This is a genomic window from Streptomyces gardneri (assembly GCF_006539185.1).
GTDB classification, from domain to species: domain Bacteria; phylum Actinomycetota; class Actinomycetes; order Streptomycetales; family Streptomycetaceae; genus Streptomyces; species Streptomyces gardneri.
In genome coordinates, this window is sequence record NZ_BJMN01000007.1 from 188,509 (window position 1) to 209,349 (window position 20,841).

Below are 20,841 nucleotides of genomic sequence, written 5' to 3' on the forward strand. Positions count from 1 at the left end.
CGATGGGGGACTTGAGTGAGTACCGGAATGGAAGACGGGATGGAGCCGATCGCCGTCGTCGGCCTCGCCGGGCGGCTGCCCGGAGCCCCGACCATCGACGCGTTCTGGCGCAACCAGCGCGACGGCGTCGAGTCGGTCTCCAGGTTCAGCCCCCAGCAACTTGCCGACGCCGGATGGCCGGCGGAAATGGTCGCCCACCCCGATTACGTGCCCGCCGCGGCGGTCATCGAGGACGCCGACCACTTCGACGCGGAGTTCTTCGGGTACACCGAGGAGCAGGCGAAGATCAGCGACCCGCAGCAGCGGATCTTCGCCGAAACCGTCTGGCACGCCCTGGAGGACACCGGCCACGACCCGTCGCGGTTCGACGGCGCCGTGGGCGTCTACGCCGGCCAGTTCGCCAACAAGTACCTGCCGCTGAACCTCCTGGCGAACGCGGAGTTCCGGGGATCGCTGTCGGCCTTCTCCGCACGCCCCTACAACGACAAGGACTTCCTCGCCACCAGGGCCGCGTACCTGTGCGATCTCCGCGGCCCCGCGATGACGGTGCAGTCGGCATGCTCCACGTCACTCGTCGCCATCCACCTCGCCTGCCAGGCGCTGCTGGGCCACGAGTGCGACATGGCACTGGCAGGAGGAGTGGCGCTGCCGGTCCCGCTGATCGGCGGCTACCCGGTGGTCGCGGGCGGCATCTTCGCACGCGACGGACACTGCCGGCCCTTCGACGCCGCTTCCAGCGGAACCGTCCCCGGATACGGCGTCACGGTCGTGGCACTGCGCAGGCTGAGCGACGCGCTCGCGGACAACGACAACATCCGCGCGCTCATCCTCGGCAGTGCGGTCAACAACGACGGCTCGGCGAAGTTCGGGTTCAACGCCCCGAGCATGCAGGCACAGGCCGAAGTGATCGCCACCGCCCACACGGTGGCCGGCGTGCCGTCGGAGAGCATCGGCTACATCGAGGCACACGGCACCGGCACCCCGCTCGGCGACCCGATCGAACTGGCCGGACTCACCAAGGCCTTCAACACCAGCGAACGCGGATACTGCGCGATCGGGTCGACGAAGGCCAACATCGGCCACCTGGACGCCGCCGCAGGGGCAGCAGGTTTCGCCAGGGCCGTGCTGGCACTCGAACACGCCGAGATCCCGCCCAGCATCAACTACGACGCGCCCAATCCGGCCCTGCTGCTCGACCGGACACCGTTCTACATCCCGACCACCGCCCGTCCTTGGCAGCCCGCCGAGACGCCCCGAAGAGCCGGTGTCAGCGCCTTCGCGGTCGGCGGCACCAACGCGCACGTGGTCCTCCAGGAAGCACCCACGCCGCAGGCCACCGCACCGAATCCACGCGACCGGCACCTGCTCGTGCTGTCCGCACGCACCGGCAAGGCCCTGGCGGAGGCGGCGGGCAACCTCGCCGACCGCCTGGACCGGCCGGACGACCTCGACCTCGCCGACGTCGCCCACACCCTCCAGGTCGGCCGACGCGAGTTCCCGGTCCGCCGGTACCTGGTGTGCAGCGACCGGGCCGAGGCCACAGCCGCTCTCCGGACGCTGGCCCGACCCGGCACCGTGGACACCTCCGGCGACATCGACGCCCGCCAGGTGGTCTTCATGTTCCCCGGCAGCGCCTCCCACCGGCCGGACGCCGCCGCGGCCCTCTACCGCAGCGAACCGCTCTTCGCCCAGGAGGTGGACCGCTGCGCCGAACTGGCCCGGCCGCTGCTCGGCTACGACCTGCGCGGGCTGCTCTTCCCGTCCACCTGGGACGGCCCGCAGCCGGGACAGGACGACCCGCGCGGCGCGCCGACCGCGGCCTTCAGCCTCCAGTGGGCCCTCGCCCGGCTGTGGCAGTCGTGGGGAGTACGCCCCGACGCGATGATCGGCGAAGGCGACGGCGAGTACGTGGCAGCCTGCCTGGCCGGCGTGATCGACCTGGCCGACGCCATCGACGCCACGGCCGCCTCCGCCGAGATCCACTCCCGGACCGCGACGGGCACGGTGACGGACGCGTACGCCTCCGAGTTCGCCGCCAAGGTGGCGCGCTACGAGCTCAAGCCCCCGCAGGTGCCCTACATCTCCGCGGCCACCGGAACCTGGATCGACCCCGAGGACGCCGTGGACCCGACCCACTGGGCCCGCCACCTGCGCGAACCCGCCCGGTTCACCGACGGCCTGCGGGAACTGGCCGACGAGCCCGGCCGCATCCTGCTGGAGGTCGGACCGGGCAGCACACTGACCGAGACCGTCGCGCGGCAGGAGACGGCGAAGCGACTGGTGGCACTGCCGTCGCTCGCACCCGCCGACGGGACCCGAACCGACCTCGCCGCCCTGCTCGACGCCGTCGGCACGCTGTGGCAGTCCACCGTGGACATCGACTGGCACGCCTTCCGCGGCACGTCACGACCGCGGCGAGTATCCCTGCCGGGCTACCCCTTCCAGCGCACCCGCTACTGGATCGGCCCCGACTCCGGCAGTTACGAACCCCTGGGACTGGAGGAGGCGTCATGGACGAGCCACTGATCGCCATCGTAGGCGCGGGCGTCATGGGCACCGGGATCTCGACGCTCGTCGTCGGGCACGGACTGCCCGTCGTACTGGTGGACGTCGACGAAGACGTGCTGGAACGCGCCGCCACGGCAGTCGCCAACGGCCTGCGGCACGCACAACTGACAGGCTCCCTGCCGGCCGGAACCACCCCGGCGGAACTGCGCACCACCCTCTCGCTGAACGACATCGCGGACGCGGCGGTGGTCATCGAGGCGGTCACCGAACTGCCCGAGAAGAAGGCGGAAGTACTCGCCGCCGTCTCGGCCCTGGTCCGACCCGGAACCCCCCTGATCTCCAACACCTCCGGCATACCGATCGACGAAATGGCCACATGGGTGAAGTCCCCCGGCGACCTCATCGGGACGCACTTCATGAACCCCGCGTACCTCATCTCGATGGTCGAGGTGATCCGCGGCCCGCAGACGGCGGACAAGACCGTCGAGTCGGTGCTCTCGCTGCTGACCCGGATCGGTCGGCGACCGGTGGTGGTCCGTGACGCGCCCGGCTTCGTGACCAGCCGGCTCCTGCACCCCATGATCAACGATGCCGCGCAGGTCGTCAGCGCCGGCACCGCCACCGTCGAGGACGTGGACACCCTGATGCAGGGCTGTCTCGGCCATCCCACCGGACCGCTGCGCACGGCGGACCTGATCGGCATCGACAACCTCGTCGACGCGCTGGAAGCGCTGTACGAACGGACCGGAGACGAGCGGTGCCGTCCCAGTGAGCTTCTCCTCGAGAAGGTTCGGCTTGGCGAGCTCGGCCGAAAGAGCGGCCGTGGCTTCTACAACTACAGTGAGGCACAGTCATGACCCCGGAACAGCAGACCGAGAAGGCGCCCTTCGACACGGACGCCGTCGTCGACGAGATCACCAGGTTCGTGGCCAAGCAGACCCGGACCAGCCCCGAGGCGGACCAGGACCTCTTCGCCACCGGGGTCGCCAACTCCATGTTCGCCATGCAGCTGGTCGTGTTCCTGGAACAGGCCTACTCCGTGACGGTTGCCGGACCGGACCTGCAGCTGTCCAACTTCCGCACGGTCAAGAGCATGGCCGCGCTCGTCGGGCGACTCCAGGCAGACGCTGCCGCAGACAGCGATGTCTGACGGACTCTCCGCAGAGCACCAGGACATCTGGCGTTTCGTCGGCGACAACGCCGGCGCGTGGGACATCGCCGGCGAGATCCCACGAACCGTCCTGACCGAACTCGGCGCCTCCGGCGTGCTCTGTGCCGAAGTGCAGAAACAATACGGCGGACTCGGCCTGGGCAGCCAGGAGAGCGGGGCCCTCACCGCCCACGCAGGGAGCCTCTGCAGCTCCCTGCGCAGTGTGATGACCTCGCAGGGCATGGCGGCGTGGACCGTGCAACGCCTCGGCACCCGTGACCAGCGGGCCATGTTCCTGCCGCAGCTGATCGGCGGCCGGCTCGCGGCCGTCGCCTTCAGCGAACCGGACGCCGGCAGCGACCTCGGTGCGATGACCACCGAGCTGCGTTTCGTCGACGACACGGTGATCGTCGACGGCAGCAAGACGTGGATCACCGCGGCGGCCTACGCCGACATGATCGTCGTCATCGGGAAGGCGGGCGACAACGCGGCGGCGGTCGTCGTGCCGGCCGACGCCGAAGGGGTCCGGATCGAGAAGATCCCGCACCCGACCGGCTGCCGGGCGGCAGGGCACGCCCGGGTGCGGCTGGACGGCGTACGCGTACCGGCCGCGAACGTCCTCGGCGGCACCGGACTGTCCCTGCCGTTCCTGGTGACCACGGCCCTGGCCTACGGCCGGATGTCGGTGGCGTGGGGCTGCGTCGGCATCCTGCGCGGCTGCCTCGACGCGGTGACCGAACACGCCCGAACACGGCAGCAGTTCGGCAAACCGCTTGCGGAGCACCAGCTGGTCTCCCGCAGGATCGCCGAGCTCTACGCCGCCGAGCAGATAGCCACCGCGGTGTGCCGGCACGCCAGCGAGCGCTGGGATTCGGGCTCGCCCGACCAAGTGATCGCCACCGTCCTCGCCAAGCACGTCAGCGCGACCCAGGCCGTGCAGGGGAGCGCGTCAGCGCTGCAGGTCATGGCCTCGGCGGGCGCCTCGGACGGCCATGTGGTCGCCCGCGCCAACCGGGACGCGAAGCTGATGGAGATCATCGAGGGCAGCAGCGAGATATGCCAGCTCGAACTCGCCAGACACGCCCTGGCGACCGGGAACAGTAGCGTCCGGCAGGAGGAGGCGCAGTGAGCGGACCATTGCCACCCAACGAACCCGTCAGCACCGTCAAATGTGTCGTCTGGGACCTGGACAACACGCTGTGGAAAGGCACCCTGCTCGAGGGCGACGACGTCGTCGTCGACGACCTGATCCGCGAGACGATCGTGGGCCTCGACTCCCGCGGCATCCTGCAGGCCGTCTCCAGCAAGAACGACCACGACCCCGCCTGGCAGCGCCTTGAGGAGCTCGGTGTCGCCGAGTACTTCGTCCTCGCCAAGATCGGATGGGGCCCGAAGTCGACGTCGGTACGGGAGATCGCCGACGAACTGAAGTTCGCCCACCACACGGTCGCCTTCATCGACGACCAGCCGGCGGAACGCGCCGAGGTGCAGTTCCATCTGCCGCAGGTGCGCTGCTACCCGGCCGAGTCCGCGACCGAGTTGCTGACGCTTCCCGAGTTCACCCCGGCGACGGTGACGGCGGACTCGCGCCGCCGCCGCCAGATGTACCAGGCGAACGTACGCCGCGAGAGCGAGCAGGAGTCGTTCGGCGGCCCGTCGGAGGAGTTCCTGCTCTCGCTGGACCTCGAGATGGAGATCAGCCGAGCCACCGCGAGTGACCTGTCGCGGATGGAAGAGCTGACTCTGCGCACGAGCCAGATGAACGCGACCGGTGTCCACTACTCCGATGCCGACCTGCGCGCGCTCCTGGACGACGCACGCCACGAGATCCTCGCGGTGACGATGAGCGACCGTTTCGGGTCGCACGGCGCCGTCGGTGTCGCGCTGGTGGAGACCGGACCGGCGGTGTGGCACCTCAAGCTCCTGGCCACCTCGTGCCGGGTCGTCTCGTTCGGTGCCGGCGCCACCGTGTTGAACTGGCTGGTCAACGAGGCGGCGACGGCCGGTGCCCACCTCGTGGCGGACTTCCGGCCGACCACACGCAACCGGATCATGGAAGTCGCGTACCGGTTCGCCGGGTTCACCGACGAGCTCTGCACCTGCCTGGCCGAACTGCCGCCGGACAGCGGGCAGACGCAGCGACTGCACATCACACCGGCACCGAGGCCGGCGCCCGGGACACTGCGTCTCACCGCCGTTCCCCTGGCCGCGGCCTGATCCCTGAGACCGAACGCTCGCCGCCCCCGCTCCTCTGCGGGGGCGGCGGGCGTTTCGCGTTGCGCCACCGATGCGCACGTCGATGCGCTCACTGCGTTCGGCGACTTCGGCGCGCCGCCGGCAGCCGACCCTCCTCGGCCATGACCCGCCTGGCCGAGGAGGGTCGGCAACCCCGCGGTCCGGGCCCGGAGTTCTGCCACGCCGGGTGCACAGCGCGAACCCTGCGGCGCCGGGGCCAAGCACGAAGGAGTCCTCCGACCGGCTGTCGGAGGACTCCTGTGTTCGTCGGATCCCGCTACGTCACTTCTTCCGGGCGAGCGTGATTCCGTCGGCCATCGTGAGCATCGAGACGTCCACGCGCGGATCGTCGCGGAGCGATGCGTTGAGCGCACGGACCGCGGCGGTGTCCGGGTCATTGCTGTCCGGGTCGACCACTCGGCCGAAGAAGAGCGTGTTGTCGATGACGATCAGCCCTTCCGGACGCACGAGGTTGAGCGCGGCCTCGTAGTACGTCCCGTAGTTGGCCTTGTCCGCGTCGATGAACACGAGGTCGAAGCTCTCACCGCCCCGCTCGTCCGCGAGGGCGACGAGCGTCTGTGTCGCGTCACCGATGCGCACGTCGATGCGGTCGTCGACTTCGGCGCGCCGCCAGTAGTCGGCGCCGATCGCCGGCCACCGCCCTTGGAGGTCAAGGGTGACGACCGTGCCGCCCGGTGGCAGCGCACGCGCCATGCACAGCGTGCTGTAGCCGGTGAAGGTGCCGATCTCCAGCACCGATCGGGCGCCGGTCAGACCGACGAGGAGCGCAAGGAGCTGGCCCTCCTCGGCCATGACCTGCATGGCCGCACCACCCGGCAACCCCGCGGTCTGCGCCCGGAGTTCGGCCAGGATCGGATCCTCTCGCGAGGACACGGAGCGCACGTACTCGCGGATCTCCGGTGTCGCCAGAATCTGGTCTGCCATGCCGGCGCTCACCGCCGCCGGGCGGTGCAGGAGAACGACAGCGGGATCGGGTCGCCCGGAATCCGCCAGTTGTGGTCGCCGTCGGGCACCATCAACGGGAGCCGCTGCCGTGCGTCGTAGGGAACCTCGCGGATGCGCTCGATGGTCAGGCCGGCGCCTATGAGCGCGTTCAGGACCTCCTCCACGCTCCACCGCCAGCCGTAGATGCTGTGCGTCTCCACCTCCACCTCGTCGGCGATCCGGTCGGCGTAGGTCGCGGACATCTCGTGGTGCACGTCCCGGTTCTGGAACAGCGAGCGGGCCACCCGCAGTTCCCCGTCGACGTCGCCGAAGAGGGTGAGCATCGGGTGGATCTCCACGACCGTGAGCGTGCCGCCGGGCTTGACGTACTGCGCCGCCACCTTGGCCCAGGCGTCGATGTCGGGCAGGAACGAGAGGGTGCCGTATCCGGTGAACACCATGTCGAACTCGCCGTCGAGCACCTTCGGTAAGTCGTAGAGGTTCGCCTGGACGAAACTGGCGTCGAGGGCGAGGTCCTCGGCGAGCCCGCGAGCGATGTCGATCGCCTCGTCGGATATGTCGGTGCCGGTGACCTGTGCGCCCATGCGGGCGAGGGAGAGCGAGTTGACGCCTATGTGACACTGCAGTTCCAGAAGGGACTTGCCGCGGACGTCGCCCAGCTCCTCCTGTTCCAGCCTGCGCAGCATGTTGTGCCCCTGCTTGAACCTGTCCACGTCGTAGTACGAGGACTGCATATGCGCTCGTGCTCGCAGGTTGAAGCCTTCTCGGTTGGCCGAGATCTTGTCGATGTCGCTCATGGAGGTCATTGCTGTTTCCCTTCGGCGTGGATGGGCGGTTACGGACGGTCGCCGACGACCAGCGGAGCCAGATCGCGGCGGCTGGTCACCCCGAGCTTCTGGTAGGCGCGGCCCAGGTAGTTGTCGACGGTGCGGGCGGACAACCCCAGCCGTTGTCCGATGGCGGGGCTGGTGGATCCGTTGGCGGCCAGCAGCGCCACGTCCCGCTCGCGGCTGGTGAGTTCGGCCAGCGGGGCGGTGAGCTGCAGGAGCGGGGTCGTCGCGGTCGGACACGCGACGGCATCGGGGGGTCGGGACGTGTGTCGCAGTGCGGCCGCGGCTGTGGCGGTCTCCGCGGCGAGCAGCTCCATCCCGAGTTCGGTGAACGTCACCGTGGCGACGTCCAGAGCTCCGGCATCGGAGCGGGCCAAGGCGGCCGCGGCGTCGGCCATGGCGGGCACGACCGGCCCTGGCACCCGGTCGGTGAGCGCGGCCAGGCGGTGCCGTACAGCCTGGGGGTTGCCGAGACGGGCCACGTCGTAGCTTGCGGTGGCTTCGACGGCGTCCTGGCCCAGGGCCCTGGCGATGTCGGCCGCGGAGAGTGCCTGCCTGGCGGCGCGAGTGGTGTCTCCGCCCGCCGCCGTGGTCCACGCTTGGCTCAATGTCGACCACGGGAGGAACAGGCGGCTCTCGGGTGCCCGGTCGGCGGGCTGCCGGGTCTGTGGTGTGCCGGCCTGATCGCCGAACACGGCGAGTTCGGCCAGGCGGGGCGCCAGCATGAGGCGTGAGTTGCCGCCGTCGAAGAGGCGCGAGGCGCTCTCCGCTTCGGCGATGGCGGTGGCCACGTTGGCGACCTGGCCGCGCAGCGCCAACCAGCCGTCGGCCATCGCGGTGTTTCCGGCGGCCGCCTCGTCCCGGTACCCGTTCTCGGCCATGCGGCCTGCGTGCTGCACCTGGCCGGCCATCAGCAGTGCGAAGCAGTGCGCGTAGCCGATCTCGGCGAACCAGGGCCGGCCCGGGTCGGCCCGGCCGAGGGCCGCCGACGCCTGGTCGAACCAGTCGTCCGGGCTGGTCGCGACGACCACGGTGGTCACCGCCGGCCGGATCGCCCCGTCGGGCACGTGCAGGTCGCCCGATACTTCCTCGTGTGCGGCCGGTGCCGCGTGGGTACAGCCGTCCAGGAGCAGCAAGCCGGCCCAGTGCGCCTCGGCCACCGGGCTGCCGACATCGCTCTGCCCCGGGGGCGCGGCCCCGGCATCACCCGCTCCCCAGAACGGGATGGCCGCCGCGGTCACCGCCCAGTGGGTACATCGATCGGCCGGGGCGTTGCCTGACGGCTGGTGGGGCGGCGGGTCGGTCACCGCGACGGAATATAATCGGCGTTCGGTTGTTGCGTTGGATAATCGGCGTTCGGCCGATTCGTTTGCCGGAGCCGTGCCGACGGCGCTCATGCCGACGATCACGACACCCGCTCGAGCCGCCAGTCTTGCCTTGGTTATTGACTGCACAACAAATAACCCCCCCCGAGTCGTAAACGGAAACCCTTCGTGCTGATCCCACTGTCCGGAATCGGACCGTGCGTGAGTGAATGACGTCACCATTCGTGACGGCGTCCCGAATCGATCGCTCAGGAGCTGTATCCGACTCGGGACGCCCGAACTACGACCAGTGTTCACGAAATCCCTGCGGCGGTGCAGGGAATCCCCATCGCTCCCGGGTCGTACGACCGTCCGAGGGACGTGTCCTAGACCTCGACGGCCTTTTCGATGGGGGTCCCGCCGCCGATCACCACGTAGATGCGGCCGGCGGTCTCGGGCCGGTCGATGAGCGCCACGAGCACGGCGGCGACGTCTTCCCTGGCGACCTGGTCGAACCTGGCGTTCCGCGGCCCGACCCTGTCCCCGGCGGTGAGTTCGACGGTGCCGTCTCCGGCGCCGTCGGTGAGCACGCCCGGCCGCAGTACCGTCCAGTCGAGGTTGTCCCGGGTGAAGATGTGCTCTTCGGCGGCGCGCTTGGCCCGCAGGTAGACGGTGTACCCCTCGCCGATGCCGCGCTCGTCGGCACTGCCCACGTTGATCGAGCTGACGTGCAGGAACCGTCGCACACCGGCCTGTTCGGCCGCGTCCATGACGAGCACGACAGCGGCCCGGTCCATCTTGTCCCGGCGTGCGGCGGTGGCGCTGTTGCCCGAGCCGGCCGAGAAGACGACAGCGTCCGCGCCGACCAGGGCCGCGGCCACCTCGTCCACCGTCGCGTGTTCGAGATCGAGCACGACGGCCTCCCCGCCCGCCCTCCTGACGTCGTCGACGTGGCGGGGGTTGCGCACGATGCCGACGACGGATTCGCCGCGTTCGGCGAGGCGCCGGGTTAACCGCAGGGCGATCTTGCCGTGGCCGCCGGCGATGACGATTTTCATTCGATGTCCTTTTCCGGATTCGGTGCTTCGGGTTTCCCCGGATTCGGTGCTGCGGGCGTGGAAAGCTACCCCGCTGATTCTGCGCCGTGCCGAATGATAGGTTCCGGCGACTTGCCCGGCCCGGTTATTGACGTAAAGGTTCGGCCAAGCAAGTTATGCCATCGCCCTGCCGGCCGCCGCGACGGCCCCAAGTACCTCACTCGAATGAGGAATGAGTCAAGCATCGGTCTCGCCTATCGGTCAATCGCGTCTCAGCCGCCCTCCCGGGCGTCGGAGTCGATTTGGGGCCGGGCGGCGAGTGACCACAGGTAGCTCAGCGGCTCACCGTCGGGTTCGTCGGCGTACTCGGCGATCAGTTCCTCGATCCGGCGGTGCAGCGACTCCACGGACTCGGGCCGCAACCGCAGTACGCCCCGCTTGGCGCCGCGGCCGGAGTCCTTGCCCGCGGCGATCAGCTCGGTGCGGTGCGCGCCGAGCACGGCCAGGTCGACCCTCTGGGCCAGACCGGAGTCGTCGGGCGGGATGATCAGGCCCCGGGTGCGTGCCGTCGCGCGGTAGGGCCGTTGCAGCGCGCCGTGCTCACCGGTGACCACCGGTTCGGCGACCAGGAAGTTCGCCTTCACCAGGGCGCGGACGTGGCGCAGGGTGGTGGCGGGAGCGATGTCGAGTTCGACCGACAGCTCCTTGTTGGTGAAGGCGCGGTCCAGGCACAGCCGCAGGATGCGCCAACGGAGCGGGTGCCCAAGTGCTTTGAGGTCTTCGATCGTCGCTTCCACATCCCGGACTGTACCTTGCCAAGCCGGCCCTGGTTTGCTTGACTGCTATCGATTTCATTCTGTGCAATCGGTTGGAGGCTCTGTGATCGAGCAGCTCCGAGACTGGGTGGATTCCCAGGACTTGGCTGGTGAGCTGGCGGACTGGATCTCCCAGCCGAGCGTGAGCCGGACCGGCGAGGGCATGGTCGAGGCAGCGGCCCATGGTCTTCGGCTGCTGCGCGCCTCGGGTCTGCAGGCGCGCGAAGTCGAGACCGGTGGCTGGCCCGCGCTGGTGGGGACGGCGGACGGGCCCGGGCCGCACGTGCTGATCTACGGTCACTACGACGTGCAGCCGGCCGGGCCGCTCGAACTGTGGACGACGCCGCCGTTCGTGCCGTCGATCCGTGACGGCCGGATGTACGGGCGCGGTACGGGCGACAACAAGGGGCAGCACCTCGCGCAGCTGCTGGGGCTGCGTGCCCTGCGGGACCTGACCGGCGGATTCCCCTGCCGTGTCACGGTGCTGCTCGACGGCGAGGAGGAGATCGGCAGCCCCAACCTGGCCAAGGCCGTACGCCAGGTCGGTCAGCCCGACCTGGTGATCTGGAGCGACGGGCCCGTGCACGACTCGGGCCGGGCGTGCGTGGTCCTCGGCGTGCGCGGAATCCTGATGTTCGAACTGCGTGCGCGGGGCGCGAACCGGCCGTTGCACTCGGGGAACTGGGGTGGAGTCGCGCCGAATCCGGCGTGGACGCTGGTGCAGTTGCTGGCCACCATGCGGACGGCGGACGGGACCGTGACCGTGCCCGGCTTCGCCGACGGTGTCGCGCCGCTGACCGACGGTCAGCGTGCCGCGCTGGCGGACCTTCCGGTGGACGTGGCCGGAACGCTCGAGGAGATCGGGGCGGCGGGCATGGAGCCACCGGCCGGGCTGGGATTCCATGAACGCCTGGCCACGCCCACGCTGACCGTGAACTCGCTGAGCTGCGAGGATTCCGGCGACCACCGCGCGGTGATCCCTGACGTCGCCATTGCCCGATGCGAGGCCCGGCTGGTCGGTGGCCAGACACCGGAGCAGGTCGCCGACGCCATCCGGCGGCACGTCGCGAAGTACGCCCCCGACGTCGAGTTCGTGCCCGGCGCGGCCATGACACCGTCCACGACGTTACCCGAGACCCCTTACACGGCAACGATCCTCCAGGCGGTCGAGGACGGGATCGGACAACGGCCGCTGCTGGTTCCCATGCTCGGCGGAAGCCTGCCGATGGCCGTGCTCAGCGACGGGCTCTCCTGCCCCTGTTACGGCGTGCCGTTGGCCAACGTCGACGAGGCCAACCACGCGGCCGACGAGAACCTCGACCTCGACCTGTTCCTCGGTGGGGTCGTCACCGCGGCGATGATCCAGCTCGCACTGGCGGCCCGCTCATGACCGTCTGGGGAGCTTGGCCCGCGAAGGACGGCTTCGCCTGCATCAGTGACGAGTCCGGCCGGCCGCAGCCGTGGTTCCAGACCTGGGCGGGGGAGCGGCGGATACTCCCGATCGACGGTGCGGTCACCCGGCTGGCGTGGCGGCCCGACGAGACACGCCTGCTCGTCGTGACGGACGTGACCGGCGGCCAGGACTACCGGCTGGCCGAACTCGATCCGGTCAACGGTGAAGTGGAGTGGCTGGCGGCGGAACCCGGTGTGCGGCGCGAGATAGGCGTGCCGTACTCGAGCGGGAGCCAGCCGTACAGCCCGGACGGCCGCCTGCTCGCGTACGCGACCAGCGCGCGCGACGTCACCTGTCTCGACGTCTACGTGCGGGACCTGGCGACCGGCGAGTCCAGGATGGTCATGGAGGGCGACGACCGGTACGTGCCGATCTGTTTCTCACCCGACTCCAGATACCTGCTCGTCCTGAAGTTCCATCAGAACACCGACCAGGACCTGTACGCCTGCGATCTCGCGACCGGCCTGACCGAGCACCTCACCCCGCACGAGGGCCCGGCGAAGTACCAGCCGGGCGGGTGGAACGAGGACGGGATCTACGTGTGCACCACCGAGGGCCGTGACTTCCTCGGTGTCGCCCTGCTCGTGCCCGGCCGGCCGTTGCAGTGGATCGCCACGCCGGATGCCGACGTGGAGAACGTGATCGTGGGCCCGCAGGTCGTCTGGGCTCTGCCCCGCGACCAGCGCACCGTGCTGTGCACGCCGCAGAGCGAGGTCGAACTGCCCGGATTCGCCTCCCAGCCGTTCGGCTACGACGGCTTCGTCCCGCGGTTCGCCGGAGACCGCATGCTCGTACAGGTCGGCGCCGGCGACCGGGCGACCGACTACTTCCTGGTGGACCTGGCATCCGGCGAGTCGACCCGACTCACCGACTTCGGCGACGGGCTGCCGGACGACCTCGTCGTGCCGGAAACGGTCTGGTTCACCGCGGCGGACGGGCTGGAAATATCCGGGCTGCTGTACCGCCCGCGTTCGGCGGCCGGTCCCGTCCCCGCGGTGCTGACCATCCACGGCGGTCCGGAGTGGGCCGCGCTGCCGGTCCACGACCCTTTGATCCAGCGGCTGGTACGAGCCGGAATCGCCGTGCTGGCGCCGAACGTGCGCGGGTCGACCGGACGGGGGCTGGCCTATCAGCGGCTGATCTACCGGGACTGGGGAGGCGGCGACCTGGCCGATTTCGACGCCGCCGCACGGTTCCTGCGAAGCCTGGACTGGGTGGACGGCGACCGGCTCGGTGTCCACGGGATGTCCTACGGCGGGTTCGCGGCGCTCAGCTGCCTGACAAGGCTGCCGCAGCACTGGCGGGCCGGTGTCGCGATCTGCGGGCCGGCGGACCTCGAATCCGACGTCCGCGCCCTGCCGCCGACATGGAGCCGACGGGTCGTGGAGTGGATAGGGGACGTCGACGACCCGGAGGACCTGGCGAGGCTGAAGGCAGCGAGCCCGCTGACCCATGCGGCGGACGTCCGGGCGCCGCTGCTGCTGGCCCATGCGGAAGGTGACACCACCGTCGTCATCAACGGCACCGAGCAGCTGTACGAGACGCTGACCGACCTGGGCAAGACCGTGCGGTTCATCCGCCTTTCCCGCGGTCACCTTCCGGACGACCGAGAGGAACGCGACGAACTCGACGCCGCTTTCGTGCAGTGGTTCCGCGATCACCTCGAGCCGCGTCCGGACGACGCGAAAACGACCACCGAACACCAGTAGACAGACCGCGCCCGGCACCGCGCCGCCTCAGCCGCCGTACGCCACCGGCCCGTCTTGCACCCTGCGTTACTGACAAGCACCCGAAAAACCCGGAAGGAACAGGCAGAGAAATGCCTTCTGCAGTCGCCGGCGCCCAGGCGCCACCCCGCCGACGCCTCGGCTTAATCCTCGCACTGTTGGCTTTTGCCCAGTGCATCTACGCAATTGACTACAGCATCGTGTTCGTGGCACTGCCCGAAATCCGTGCCGGCATCGGCTTCTCCGCACAGACCCTCCAGTGGGTCGTCAGTGCCTACGCCGTGGCCTTCGGCGGCTTCCTGCTGCTCGGCGGCCGTGCGGCAGACCTGTTCGGACGCCGCCGGATGTTCACCTTCGGCCTGTTCCTGTACGCGGTCTCCTCGCTCGCCGGAGGGCTGGCGGGCGACCCGACGACCCTGATCATCGCGCGTGCGGTGCAGGGCATCGGTGGCGCCTTCCTCGCCCCCGCAACGCTCTCCCTGGTCACCACGACCTTCGCCGAAGGCCCTGAGCGCAACCGTGCCCTGGCGATCTGGGGCGGCGCCGGCGGCAGCGGCATGATCCTCGGTTCGCTGCTCGGCGGCGTACTGACGGGCTCGTTCGGCTGGGCGTCGATCTTCTTCGCCAACGTCCCGCTCGCCGGCGGTGCCATGCTGCTCGCGTTCGCCATCATTCCCAAGGACACCGACCGGGCCGCCTCCGGGCGCAAGTTCGACCTGCCCGGTGCGCTGACCGCGACCGTCGGTTCGACGCTGCTGGTGTTCGCCCTCGTCCAGGGACCGGTGTCGGGCTGGACCTCGCCGACGATCCTGATCACCGCGGCCATCGCGGTGGCCGTGCTCGCCGTGTTCTTCACCATCGAGGGCCGCGGCCGCGACCCGCTGCTGCCGCTCCGCCTGTTCCGCAACCGCAACCTGAGTACCGGCACCGTCGTCACCTTCATTTTCATGGGGACGTTCGGAGCGCTGCCCTACTTCTTCACCGTCTACTTCCAGACCGTGCACGGCTACTCCGCGACGATGAGCGGTATCGCCTTCCTCCTGCCGTGCGTAGGGGTGCTCATCGGCAACCTCTCCGGAGGGAAACTGGTCACCCGCTTCGGAGTGCGTGCCACGCTGATCGGCGCGCTCCTCATGGGGCTCGTCGGTACCGTGGCCTTCACCTTCTCCGTCTCGCCGAGCGGTTCGTACTGGGAACTGGTACCGGGCGTGCTCATCCTCAGTCTCGGCCAGGGCACCGTGTTCACCGCGATGTACGCGGCGGCGACCACCGGGGTCGCGGCCGAGGACCAGGGCATCGCCTCGGGCGTCGCATCGACCGGCCAGCAGGTCGGCGCCGCGGTCGGCCTCGCCCTCCTGGTGGCGGTCGCCAACTCCGGCAACGAAGGACTGACCGGCGAGGCGCTGCGCGTCGCCACCTCCGACGGCGTGCGCTCCGCCATGTGGGCCACCGTGGTCGGCATCGTCCTGATCGTGCTGGTCGCGCTGAACTTCAGGCGAAGCCCGGCGGTCACCGTCGCCGAGGAGCCCGAGAGGCAGGACGACGTCACGACCGTCGCCTGACCTTCCGGCACGAACAGCTGAAAGATGATTCCACTTCGTGTTCGACGCGCACGGGTGGAATCACCTTTTATCCAGACACACTCGTCCACGAAGCGAGAGAAGGAGGCGCAACCCCAGTGCACCGGATCGTGAACGTGGTCGGTGTCGGCGGATCGAGCCGGCCGGGATCAACCGCCGAGCAGGCCCTGCGGGTGGTACTTGACGCGGCGGAACAACGCGGCGCATCAGTACAACTGATCGCCGGCCCCGCACTTGCCATGCCGCTGTACGACCCCCGGCACGGCGCCACCGCACCCCAGGCCCGACGGCTCCTGTCGGCCATAGCGGGCGCCGACGGGCTCGTGCTCGCCAGCCCCGCCTACCACGGCGGGATCTCCGGCCTGGTGAAGAACGCCCTGGACCACGTCGAGGAACTACGTGAGGACATACGGCCCTACTTCAGCGAACGGCCCGTCGGATGCGTGGCGGTCGCCCAGGGCTGGCAGGGCGCCGTCTCCACCCTGGCCGCGCTGCGCGACGTGACCCACTCGCTGCGCGGCTGGCCCACACCCCTGGGCGCCGCGATCAACACGTCGACACCGTGCTTCTCACCCGCCGGAGACTGCAAGGACCCCCACGTCCAAGAACACCTGGAGGCAATAGCGGCGCAAGTCGTCGAGTTCGCCACCATGCGCGTCCTCGCGGCATCCAGGACGGAAATCGCCCGGTGACCGATGCCGCCGGTCCACCACGACCCGGCGGGCCCCATCGCGGGGCCCGCCGCTGAGCGGCCCGGGAAGGCCGTCCGGGCGGTGAAGCCGGTGGACACCGCACCGGGTCGTGGATCAGCGGGCGGCGGCGTCCGTCGCGATCTCCGCTCCGGTGAGACCGGCGCGTTCCGCGAGGGCGCCGCCCTGGAAACGGCTCTCCGCCCCCAACTCCTCCATGAGTTCGGCGATGTGACGGCGGCAGGTGCGGAGTGACATCCCCATGCGCCGGGCGATCACCTCGTCCTTGACGCCCTCCGCGAGCAGCCCCACCAGCGCCCGCCGCAGACTGTGGCCGACCTCCTTGTAGGCGGCCTCGCTGGTGCCCCGGAACGGGGCCGCCGCGGACCAGTGCTGCTCGAAGACCCTGCAGAGGTACGCCACCACGTCCGGGTCCCGGACGAGCACCGCCCCCTCGCCCGTACCGCCGTCGGCCCGCCGCGGCAGAAAGGCCACGGACCGGTCGAAGACCACGGCCCGGTCGGGCAGTTCGGCGGCGGTGCGGTACTCGGCGCCGGCCTCGGTGAGGCTCTCCACGTACCCCTGGGTGGACAGGCTGGCCCGTGCCGAGTGCTGGTACAGGGTGCGCATGCGCACACCCCGGCCGAGCATCGCCACATCCCGCTCGACAGCGGCCTTGAGGCGGTGCGGTGCCCGGCCCCCGCCGGGCTGGATGCTGAACACCTCCTCCCGGCAGCGGGCCGATTCCTCGGTGAGCATCGCGGATGCGGAGGCCATGTCGGGCAGTACGTCGAAGCCCTCCCGGCGGCCCTGCTCGCGCCGTGCGGCGCGGTAGTGCGGCATCAGGGAGTGCAGTTCGTCGCGGAGCGACTGGGCCCGCACGGCGGCCCGCGCGAGCTCCGCCTCCAGCGGGCCGACCACTTCCGCCGCCGCGGCGTCCGGGCTGACCGGAATCAGTTCCCCGGGCCTGCCGGGAGCCGGCCTGAGGAGGCGTAGCCGCTGGAGCGTGCGGCAGGCCGCCTCCATCTCCTCCTGGCTCAGCCCGACAGCCGGAAGCACGTCGGGTGTCCGGGGCGCAAGGCTGCCGCGCTCCAGTACGTACGCGAAGACGGCGACGGCCCTCGCGTCCAGACGAGGTATTCCGTCCACATCCATCCCAGTAGTCACGTGTTTCCCCCGTGATGCGGCCCTGCTACTTCCGTGCCATGCAGGGTATTGCCAGGTCATGGCGCTGGACCAAGCGGGCTCGCCGGGATGAACTGGTGGTGTCCGGTCGAGGGAAACCCCATCAGACCGACATTCGACGTGAACCCGCCAGACGCGGATGTTCCCGCCTGCCACCTCATCTCCCGAACCAGGAGCCGCACCATGTCCGTTGCCGTCCGCTGCCTCCTTCTCCTCACGGTCCTGCTCGCCGGCGGCGCCACCGCCGCCGCCACGGCGGACGGCGGACCTGGGGCGACGCGGACGGTCGCCGGGAGCCCTCTGGACACCAGCTGGGGCGACGACTACGTCAAGCCCGTCCTCTAGGTCCCGTCCAGGGCTTGTCGAGCGCTCGTCGAGTGCTCGTTCCCATGCGAAAGGCGAGGACGTAGAGCGTGTCGTCACCCACTGTGAGTCCTTCCCCGTCCGGCCCGGGGCCCCGGCGGTCCCGCGCCGAGAGCCCCTCGGACCTCGCGCTGCTACCCGACATCGTGCGCGCCGTGATCGCCCGGAGCACACCGGGGGAGCGCGGCGGGCGGGGAACGACAGGAGCCGGGCCGGCGGACTGGAGCGTCGAGCAGGGCGAGTTCTGGTGCCACGTCGTACCGGGCGAGCCCGTCGGGCGCGCCCAGGGCTGGAAGATCCACGTCCCGGCCACCCCGCTCTCGGCGCCTCTCGTCCTGGCCCGCTCCGCCGAGGTGCTCGTCGCCCACCGCGCGGCCTTCAAGTTCGCGGGGAGTCCCGCCAGGATCGCCGCGCTGGTGTCCGGGCGCTTCGCGCGGGGCGGCGGCGGGAAGTTCCTCACCGTGTACCCGGCGGACGACGACCGGTTCAGGCTGCTCGCCGAGGAACTGCACCGGGCCACCGAGGGCCTGCCGGGCCCCGCGGTCCTCTCCGACCGGCGCTACCGGCCCGACAGCCAGGTCTTCTACCGGTACGGCGTGTTCAGGGGAGTCCGAGAGCTGACGGCCGACGGCGCCTTCGCCGCCCGCCTCACCGATCCCGAGGGCCGGCCGGTCGCCGACGAGCGCAACGCCTGGTTCACCCCGCCGGCCTGGGCCGGAGACCCGTTCCCCGACCGCCCGGCCGCCCCGGCCCGCAGCACGGCCACGGCCAAGCCCGTCCTCCTGAACGACCGCTTCCTGGTACGGGGCGCGATCCAGCACTCCAACAAGGGCGGCGTGTTCCGCGCCGAGGACACCCGGACCGGCGAGCAGGTCGTCGTCAAGCAGGCACGGCCCCACGTGGGAGCCGGCCTCGAAGGTCTCGACGTCCGGGACCTGCTGCGCCGCGAGGCCGCGCTGCTCGAACGGTTCGGCAGCGCGCGCCCCGACCGCGTCCCCGGGCTCGTCGAGGTGTTCGAGCAGCAGGGCAGCGTGTTCCTGGCCACCGCTTCGGTGCCGGGGGCGACGCTGCGGCGCACCGTCGCCGAGCGGCTGGCCGGGGACGGCAGCGGCTGCCCCGACGCCCGTACCGCCGACTCCCTGGTCCGGCAGCTCGTCGAGCTCGTCGCCACCGCCCACGAACTGGGCGTCACCCTGCACGACTTCAACCCCAACAACGTCATGGTCACCCCGGACGGACGGCTCGTCCTGATCGACCTGGAGATGGCGGCCCGGGAGGGGGAGCGGTGGGTCCTCGGCGCCACCCCCGGCTACACCGCACCCGAGCTGCGCACCGTCGACCAGGTGGCACCCGCGCTGCCGCCGACCGTCGACATGTACGCCCTCGGCGCGACCGTCCTGCACGCCGTGAGCGGTGCCGATCCGCTCTTCGCCGAGGACCTGCCGCGGGACACGGCCCGGCCGGACGAGCAGCGTCTGGCGCGCCTCGTGGAACTGCTTGGCCGCGACCACGCGCTCGTACGCCGCTTCGCGCCGCTGATCCGGGGGTTGATGCGGGACGAACCCGAGGACCGCTGGACCCTGGAGCGGGCCCGGGAGTTCGTCACGGGCGGCCAGGGGAAGTCGACGTCGCCGGAGCGAGTGGGCGGCCGGCAGTCCAGGGCCGTCGATCCGGAACGGAACCCCGGCCCGGCGCAGGAGGCGAACCTGGACGCCGAGGCCACACGTGCACGCCTCCTGCACGACGGCATCGCCCACCTCCTGGCCACGATGCGCCCGAACGACCCCGAACGGCTGTGGGCCTCGGACTCCTTCGGCGAGACCTGTGATCCGGTGGCCGTGCAGCACGGCTCGGCGGGTGGTGTCGCCCTGCTCGCCCGGGCCCTGGACCGATGGGCCGCCGGCACGACCGGGCCGTTCGGCGCCGGGGGCACCGGGGCGACGCCGCCCGTGACCCGCGAGGCGCTCGCCGAGGGCCTCCGCTCCGCCGCCCGCTGGACGATGGAACGGCAGGACGAGCTGCCGGGCAACCTGCCCGGTCTGCGATTCGGCCGTTCGGGTACGGCCTGGGCCCTGCTCGACGCCGCGCGGGCGCTGGACGACACCGTCCTGGCGGACCGCGCCACCGCACTGGCGCTCGCCCTCCCCGTCCGCTGGCCCAACCCGGACGTCTGCCACGGAGCGGCCGGCTCCGGTCTGACCCAACTCCACTTCTGGCGCACCACCTGCGATCCGCGGTTCCTGGACCGTGCCGCACAGGTCGCGGACGGGCTCCTGGACGCGGCTCGGCGTACCCCCGAAGGGGTGTTCTGGCCGGTGCCGGAGGACTTCGGGTCGGCTCTCGCGGGTGCCTGGCACTACGGCTTCGCGCACGGCGTGGCCGGGGTCGGCACCTTCCTCCTGCTCGCGGCGGAGGCCACCGGGAACGAACGATTCCTCGACGCGGCCACCGAAGCGGGAGCCACCCTCGTGGCCGCCGCCCGCAGCGGACCCGCCGGTGCGCTCTGGCCCGTCGACCGCGCCCGCCACCTCTCAGACTCCCCGGAGCTCGCCCGCCACTGGTGCAGCGGCTCGTCCGGCGTCGGGACCTTCCTGGTCCGGCTCTGGGCGGCCACCGGCGCGTCCGACAAGGTCCTGCGCGACCTGGTGGACGGCGCGGCCCTCGCGGTACGGGCCGGCCGGGTGACCGACTCGCCGGCCACCTGCCACGGGCTCGCGGGCAACGCCGAGTTCCTGCTCGACACCGCCGTACGGACGGGCGACGAGCGCCACGGTGCCGCCGCCGAGCTGCTGGTCGAGCACCTCGCCGCCCAGGCCGTGCTGCGTGACGGGCGCCTCCTGGTGCCCGACGAGAACCGCAGGACCGTACTCGCCGAGTACGCCACCGGCCTCGCAGGAAGCCTCTCCCTGTTGCTGCGCATGCGCTGCGGAGGCCCCCGCGCCTGGCTGCCCGAGGGCGGTCCGGCCCACCCCTGAGTGTCCGGTGGCCGCCGGCCACCG

General features: G+C 70.7%; 17 protein-coding genes. 11 read left to right on the forward strand and 6 right to left on the reverse strand.

The window, feature by feature from the left end:
• Window positions 1-39 precede the first annotated feature (39 nt).
• From SGA01_RS06145 to SGA01_RS06165, 5 genes are read left to right on the forward strand one after another with little or no spacing between them, the layout of a single operon-like run.
• Complete coding sequence (locus tag SGA01_RS06145) at window positions 40-2,526, forward strand: type I polyketide synthase (RefSeq protein WP_167534021.1); 2,487 nt, start codon at window positions 40-42, stop codon at window positions 2,524-2,526.
• Entirely contained in the window at window positions 2,511-3,365 is an 855-nt protein-coding gene (locus tag SGA01_RS06150) for a 3-hydroxyacyl-CoA dehydrogenase family protein (RefSeq protein WP_141294075.1), read from the forward strand. The genes SGA01_RS06145 and SGA01_RS06150 overlap by 16 nt, the downstream gene beginning before the upstream one ends.
• On the forward strand, window positions 3,362-3,658 hold the full coding sequence (locus SGA01_RS06155) for an acyl carrier protein (protein WP_141294077.1): 297 nt from the start codon (window positions 3,362-3,364) through the stop codon (window positions 3,656-3,658). The genes SGA01_RS06150 and SGA01_RS06155 overlap by 4 nt, the downstream gene beginning before the upstream one ends.
• Window positions 3,651-4,787 carry an acyl-CoA dehydrogenase family protein gene (locus SGA01_RS06160; protein WP_141294079.1) on the forward strand — a complete coding sequence of 379 codons (1,137 nt, stop codon included), beginning with the start codon at window positions 3,651-3,653 and terminating at the stop codon, window positions 4,785-4,787. The genes SGA01_RS06155 and SGA01_RS06160 overlap by 8 nt, the downstream gene beginning before the upstream one ends.
• The gene (locus tag SGA01_RS06165; protein ID WP_218037814.1) at window positions 4,784-5,875 is read left to right on the forward strand and encodes an HAD-IIIC family phosphatase; all 1,092 of its coding nucleotides are present in this window, start codon (window positions 4,784-4,786) and stop codon (window positions 5,873-5,875) included. Before SGA01_RS06160 ends, SGA01_RS06165 begins: the two co-directional genes overlap by 4 nt.
• A gap of 300 nt (window positions 5,876-6,175) precedes the next feature.
• On the opposite strand, the gene SGA01_RS06170 is transcribed toward SGA01_RS06165, so the two are convergent.
• From SGA01_RS06170 to SGA01_RS06190, 5 genes are all read right to left on the reverse strand, one after another.
• A complete protein-coding gene (locus tag SGA01_RS06170; RefSeq protein ID WP_141294081.1) occupies window positions 6,176-6,838 on the reverse strand; it encodes an O-methyltransferase in 663 nt (220 codons plus the stop codon).
• An 8-nt stretch (window positions 6,839-6,846) separates the two neighbouring features.
• Window positions 6,847-7,665, reverse strand: a complete 819-nt coding sequence (locus tag SGA01_RS06175) for a class I SAM-dependent methyltransferase (RefSeq protein ID WP_218037815.1) — start codon at window positions 7,663-7,665, stop codon at window positions 6,847-6,849.
• A gap of 29 nt (window positions 7,666-7,694) precedes the next feature.
• Entirely contained in the window at window positions 7,695-9,086 is a 1,392-nt protein-coding gene (locus tag SGA01_RS06180) for a helix-turn-helix transcriptional regulator (RefSeq protein ID WP_167534022.1), read from the reverse strand.
• Between the two features lie 293 nt (window positions 9,087-9,379).
• The gene (locus SGA01_RS06185; RefSeq protein ID WP_141294085.1) at window positions 9,380-10,051 is read right to left on the reverse strand and encodes an SDR family oxidoreductase; all 672 of its coding nucleotides are present in this window, start codon (window positions 10,049-10,051) and stop codon (window positions 9,380-9,382) included.
• 251 nt (window positions 10,052-10,302) lie between these two features.
• Complete coding sequence (locus SGA01_RS06190; RefSeq protein ID WP_141294087.1) at window positions 10,303-10,827, reverse strand: winged helix-turn-helix domain-containing protein; 525 nt, start codon at window positions 10,825-10,827, stop codon at window positions 10,303-10,305.
• Between the two features lie 82 nt (window positions 10,828-10,909).
• Here SGA01_RS06190 and SGA01_RS06195 point away from each other — a divergent pair, with 82 nt between their 5' ends.
• The 4 genes from SGA01_RS06195 (at window position 10,910) to SGA01_RS06210 (ending at window position 16,297) form a co-directional block, all read left to right on the forward strand.
• Window positions 10,910-12,235, forward strand: coding sequence for a M20/M25/M40 family metallo-hydrolase (locus tag SGA01_RS06195; RefSeq protein ID WP_218037816.1), 1,326 nt, complete (start codon window positions 10,910-10,912; stop codon window positions 12,233-12,235).
• Window positions 12,232-14,007 (forward strand): S9 family peptidase, encoded by a 1,776-nt coding sequence (locus SGA01_RS06200; protein WP_141294091.1) that lies wholly within the window; start codon window positions 12,232-12,234, stop codon window positions 14,005-14,007. Before SGA01_RS06195 ends, SGA01_RS06200 begins: the two co-directional genes overlap by 4 nt.
• Before the next feature lie 110 nt (window positions 14,008-14,117).
• A complete protein-coding gene (locus SGA01_RS06205; protein ID WP_141294093.1) occupies window positions 14,118-15,587 on the forward strand; it encodes an MFS transporter in 1,470 nt (489 codons plus the stop codon).
• Between the two features lie 116 nt (window positions 15,588-15,703).
• Window positions 15,704-16,297 carry an NADPH-dependent FMN reductase gene (locus SGA01_RS06210; protein ID WP_141294095.1) on the forward strand — a complete coding sequence of 198 codons (594 nt, stop codon included), beginning with the start codon at window positions 15,704-15,706 and terminating at the stop codon, window positions 16,295-16,297.
• A gap of 114 nt (window positions 16,298-16,411) precedes the next feature.
• Here SGA01_RS06210 and SGA01_RS06215 read toward each other — a convergent pair whose 3' ends face one another.
• A complete protein-coding gene (locus tag SGA01_RS06215; protein ID WP_141294098.1) occupies window positions 16,412-17,443 on the reverse strand; it encodes a hypothetical protein in 1,032 nt (343 codons plus the stop codon).
• A 219-nt stretch (window positions 17,444-17,662) separates the two neighbouring features.
• Between SGA01_RS06215 and SGA01_RS40900 the strand changes: the two genes are divergently transcribed.
• Together SGA01_RS40900 and lanL are read left to right on the forward strand one after the other, a co-directional pair.
• Complete coding sequence (locus SGA01_RS40900; RefSeq protein ID WP_167534023.1) at window positions 17,663-17,824, forward strand: hypothetical protein; 162 nt, start codon at window positions 17,663-17,665, stop codon at window positions 17,822-17,824.
• Window positions 17,825-17,997: 173 nt separating this feature from the next.
• Entirely contained in the window at window positions 17,998-20,817 is a 2,820-nt protein-coding gene (gene lanL / locus SGA01_RS06220; RefSeq protein ID WP_141294100.1) for a class IV lanthionine synthetase LanL, read from the forward strand.
• The last annotated feature ends 24 nt before the right edge of the window (window positions 20,818-20,841 follow it).

Bases quoted from the DNA above. Each gene is read 5' to 3' on its own strand.
- SGA01_RS06185 (WP_141294085.1), bottom strand. From the start codon at position 10,051: ATGAAAATCGTCATCGCCGGCGGCCACGGCAAGATCGCCCTGCGGTTA.
- SGA01_RS06160 (WP_141294079.1), top strand. From the start codon at position 3,651: ATGTCTGACGGACTCTCCGCAGAGCACCAGGACATCTGGCGTTTCGTC.
- SGA01_RS06200 (WP_141294091.1), top strand. From the start codon at position 12,232: ATGACCGTCTGGGGAGCTTGGCCCGCGAAGGACGGCTTCGCCTGCATC.
- SGA01_RS40900 (WP_167534023.1), top strand. From the start codon at position 17,663: ATGTCCGTTGCCGTCCGCTGCCTCCTTCTCCTCACGGTCCTGCTCGCC.
- SGA01_RS06170 (WP_141294081.1), bottom strand. From the start codon at position 6,838: ATGGCAGACCAGATTCTGGCGACACCGGAGATCCGCGAGTACGTGCGC.
- SGA01_RS06150 (WP_141294075.1), top strand. From the start codon at position 2,511: ATGGACGAGCCACTGATCGCCATCGTAGGCGCGGGCGTCATGGGCACC.
- SGA01_RS06145 (WP_167534021.1), top strand. From the start codon at position 40: ATGGAGCCGATCGCCGTCGTCGGCCTCGCCGGGCGGCTGCCCGGAGCC.
- SGA01_RS06205 (WP_141294093.1), top strand. From the start codon at position 14,118: ATGCCTTCTGCAGTCGCCGGCGCCCAGGCGCCACCCCGCCGACGCCTC.
- SGA01_RS06155 (WP_141294077.1), top strand. From the start codon at position 3,362: ATGACCCCGGAACAGCAGACCGAGAAGGCGCCCTTCGACACGGACGCC.
- SGA01_RS06180 (WP_167534022.1), bottom strand. From the start codon at position 9,086: ATGAGCGCCGTCGGCACGGCTCCGGCAAACGAATCGGCCGAACGCCGA.
- SGA01_RS06175 (WP_218037815.1), bottom strand. From the start codon at position 7,665: ATGACCTCCATGAGCGACATCGACAAGATCTCGGCCAACCGAGAAGGC.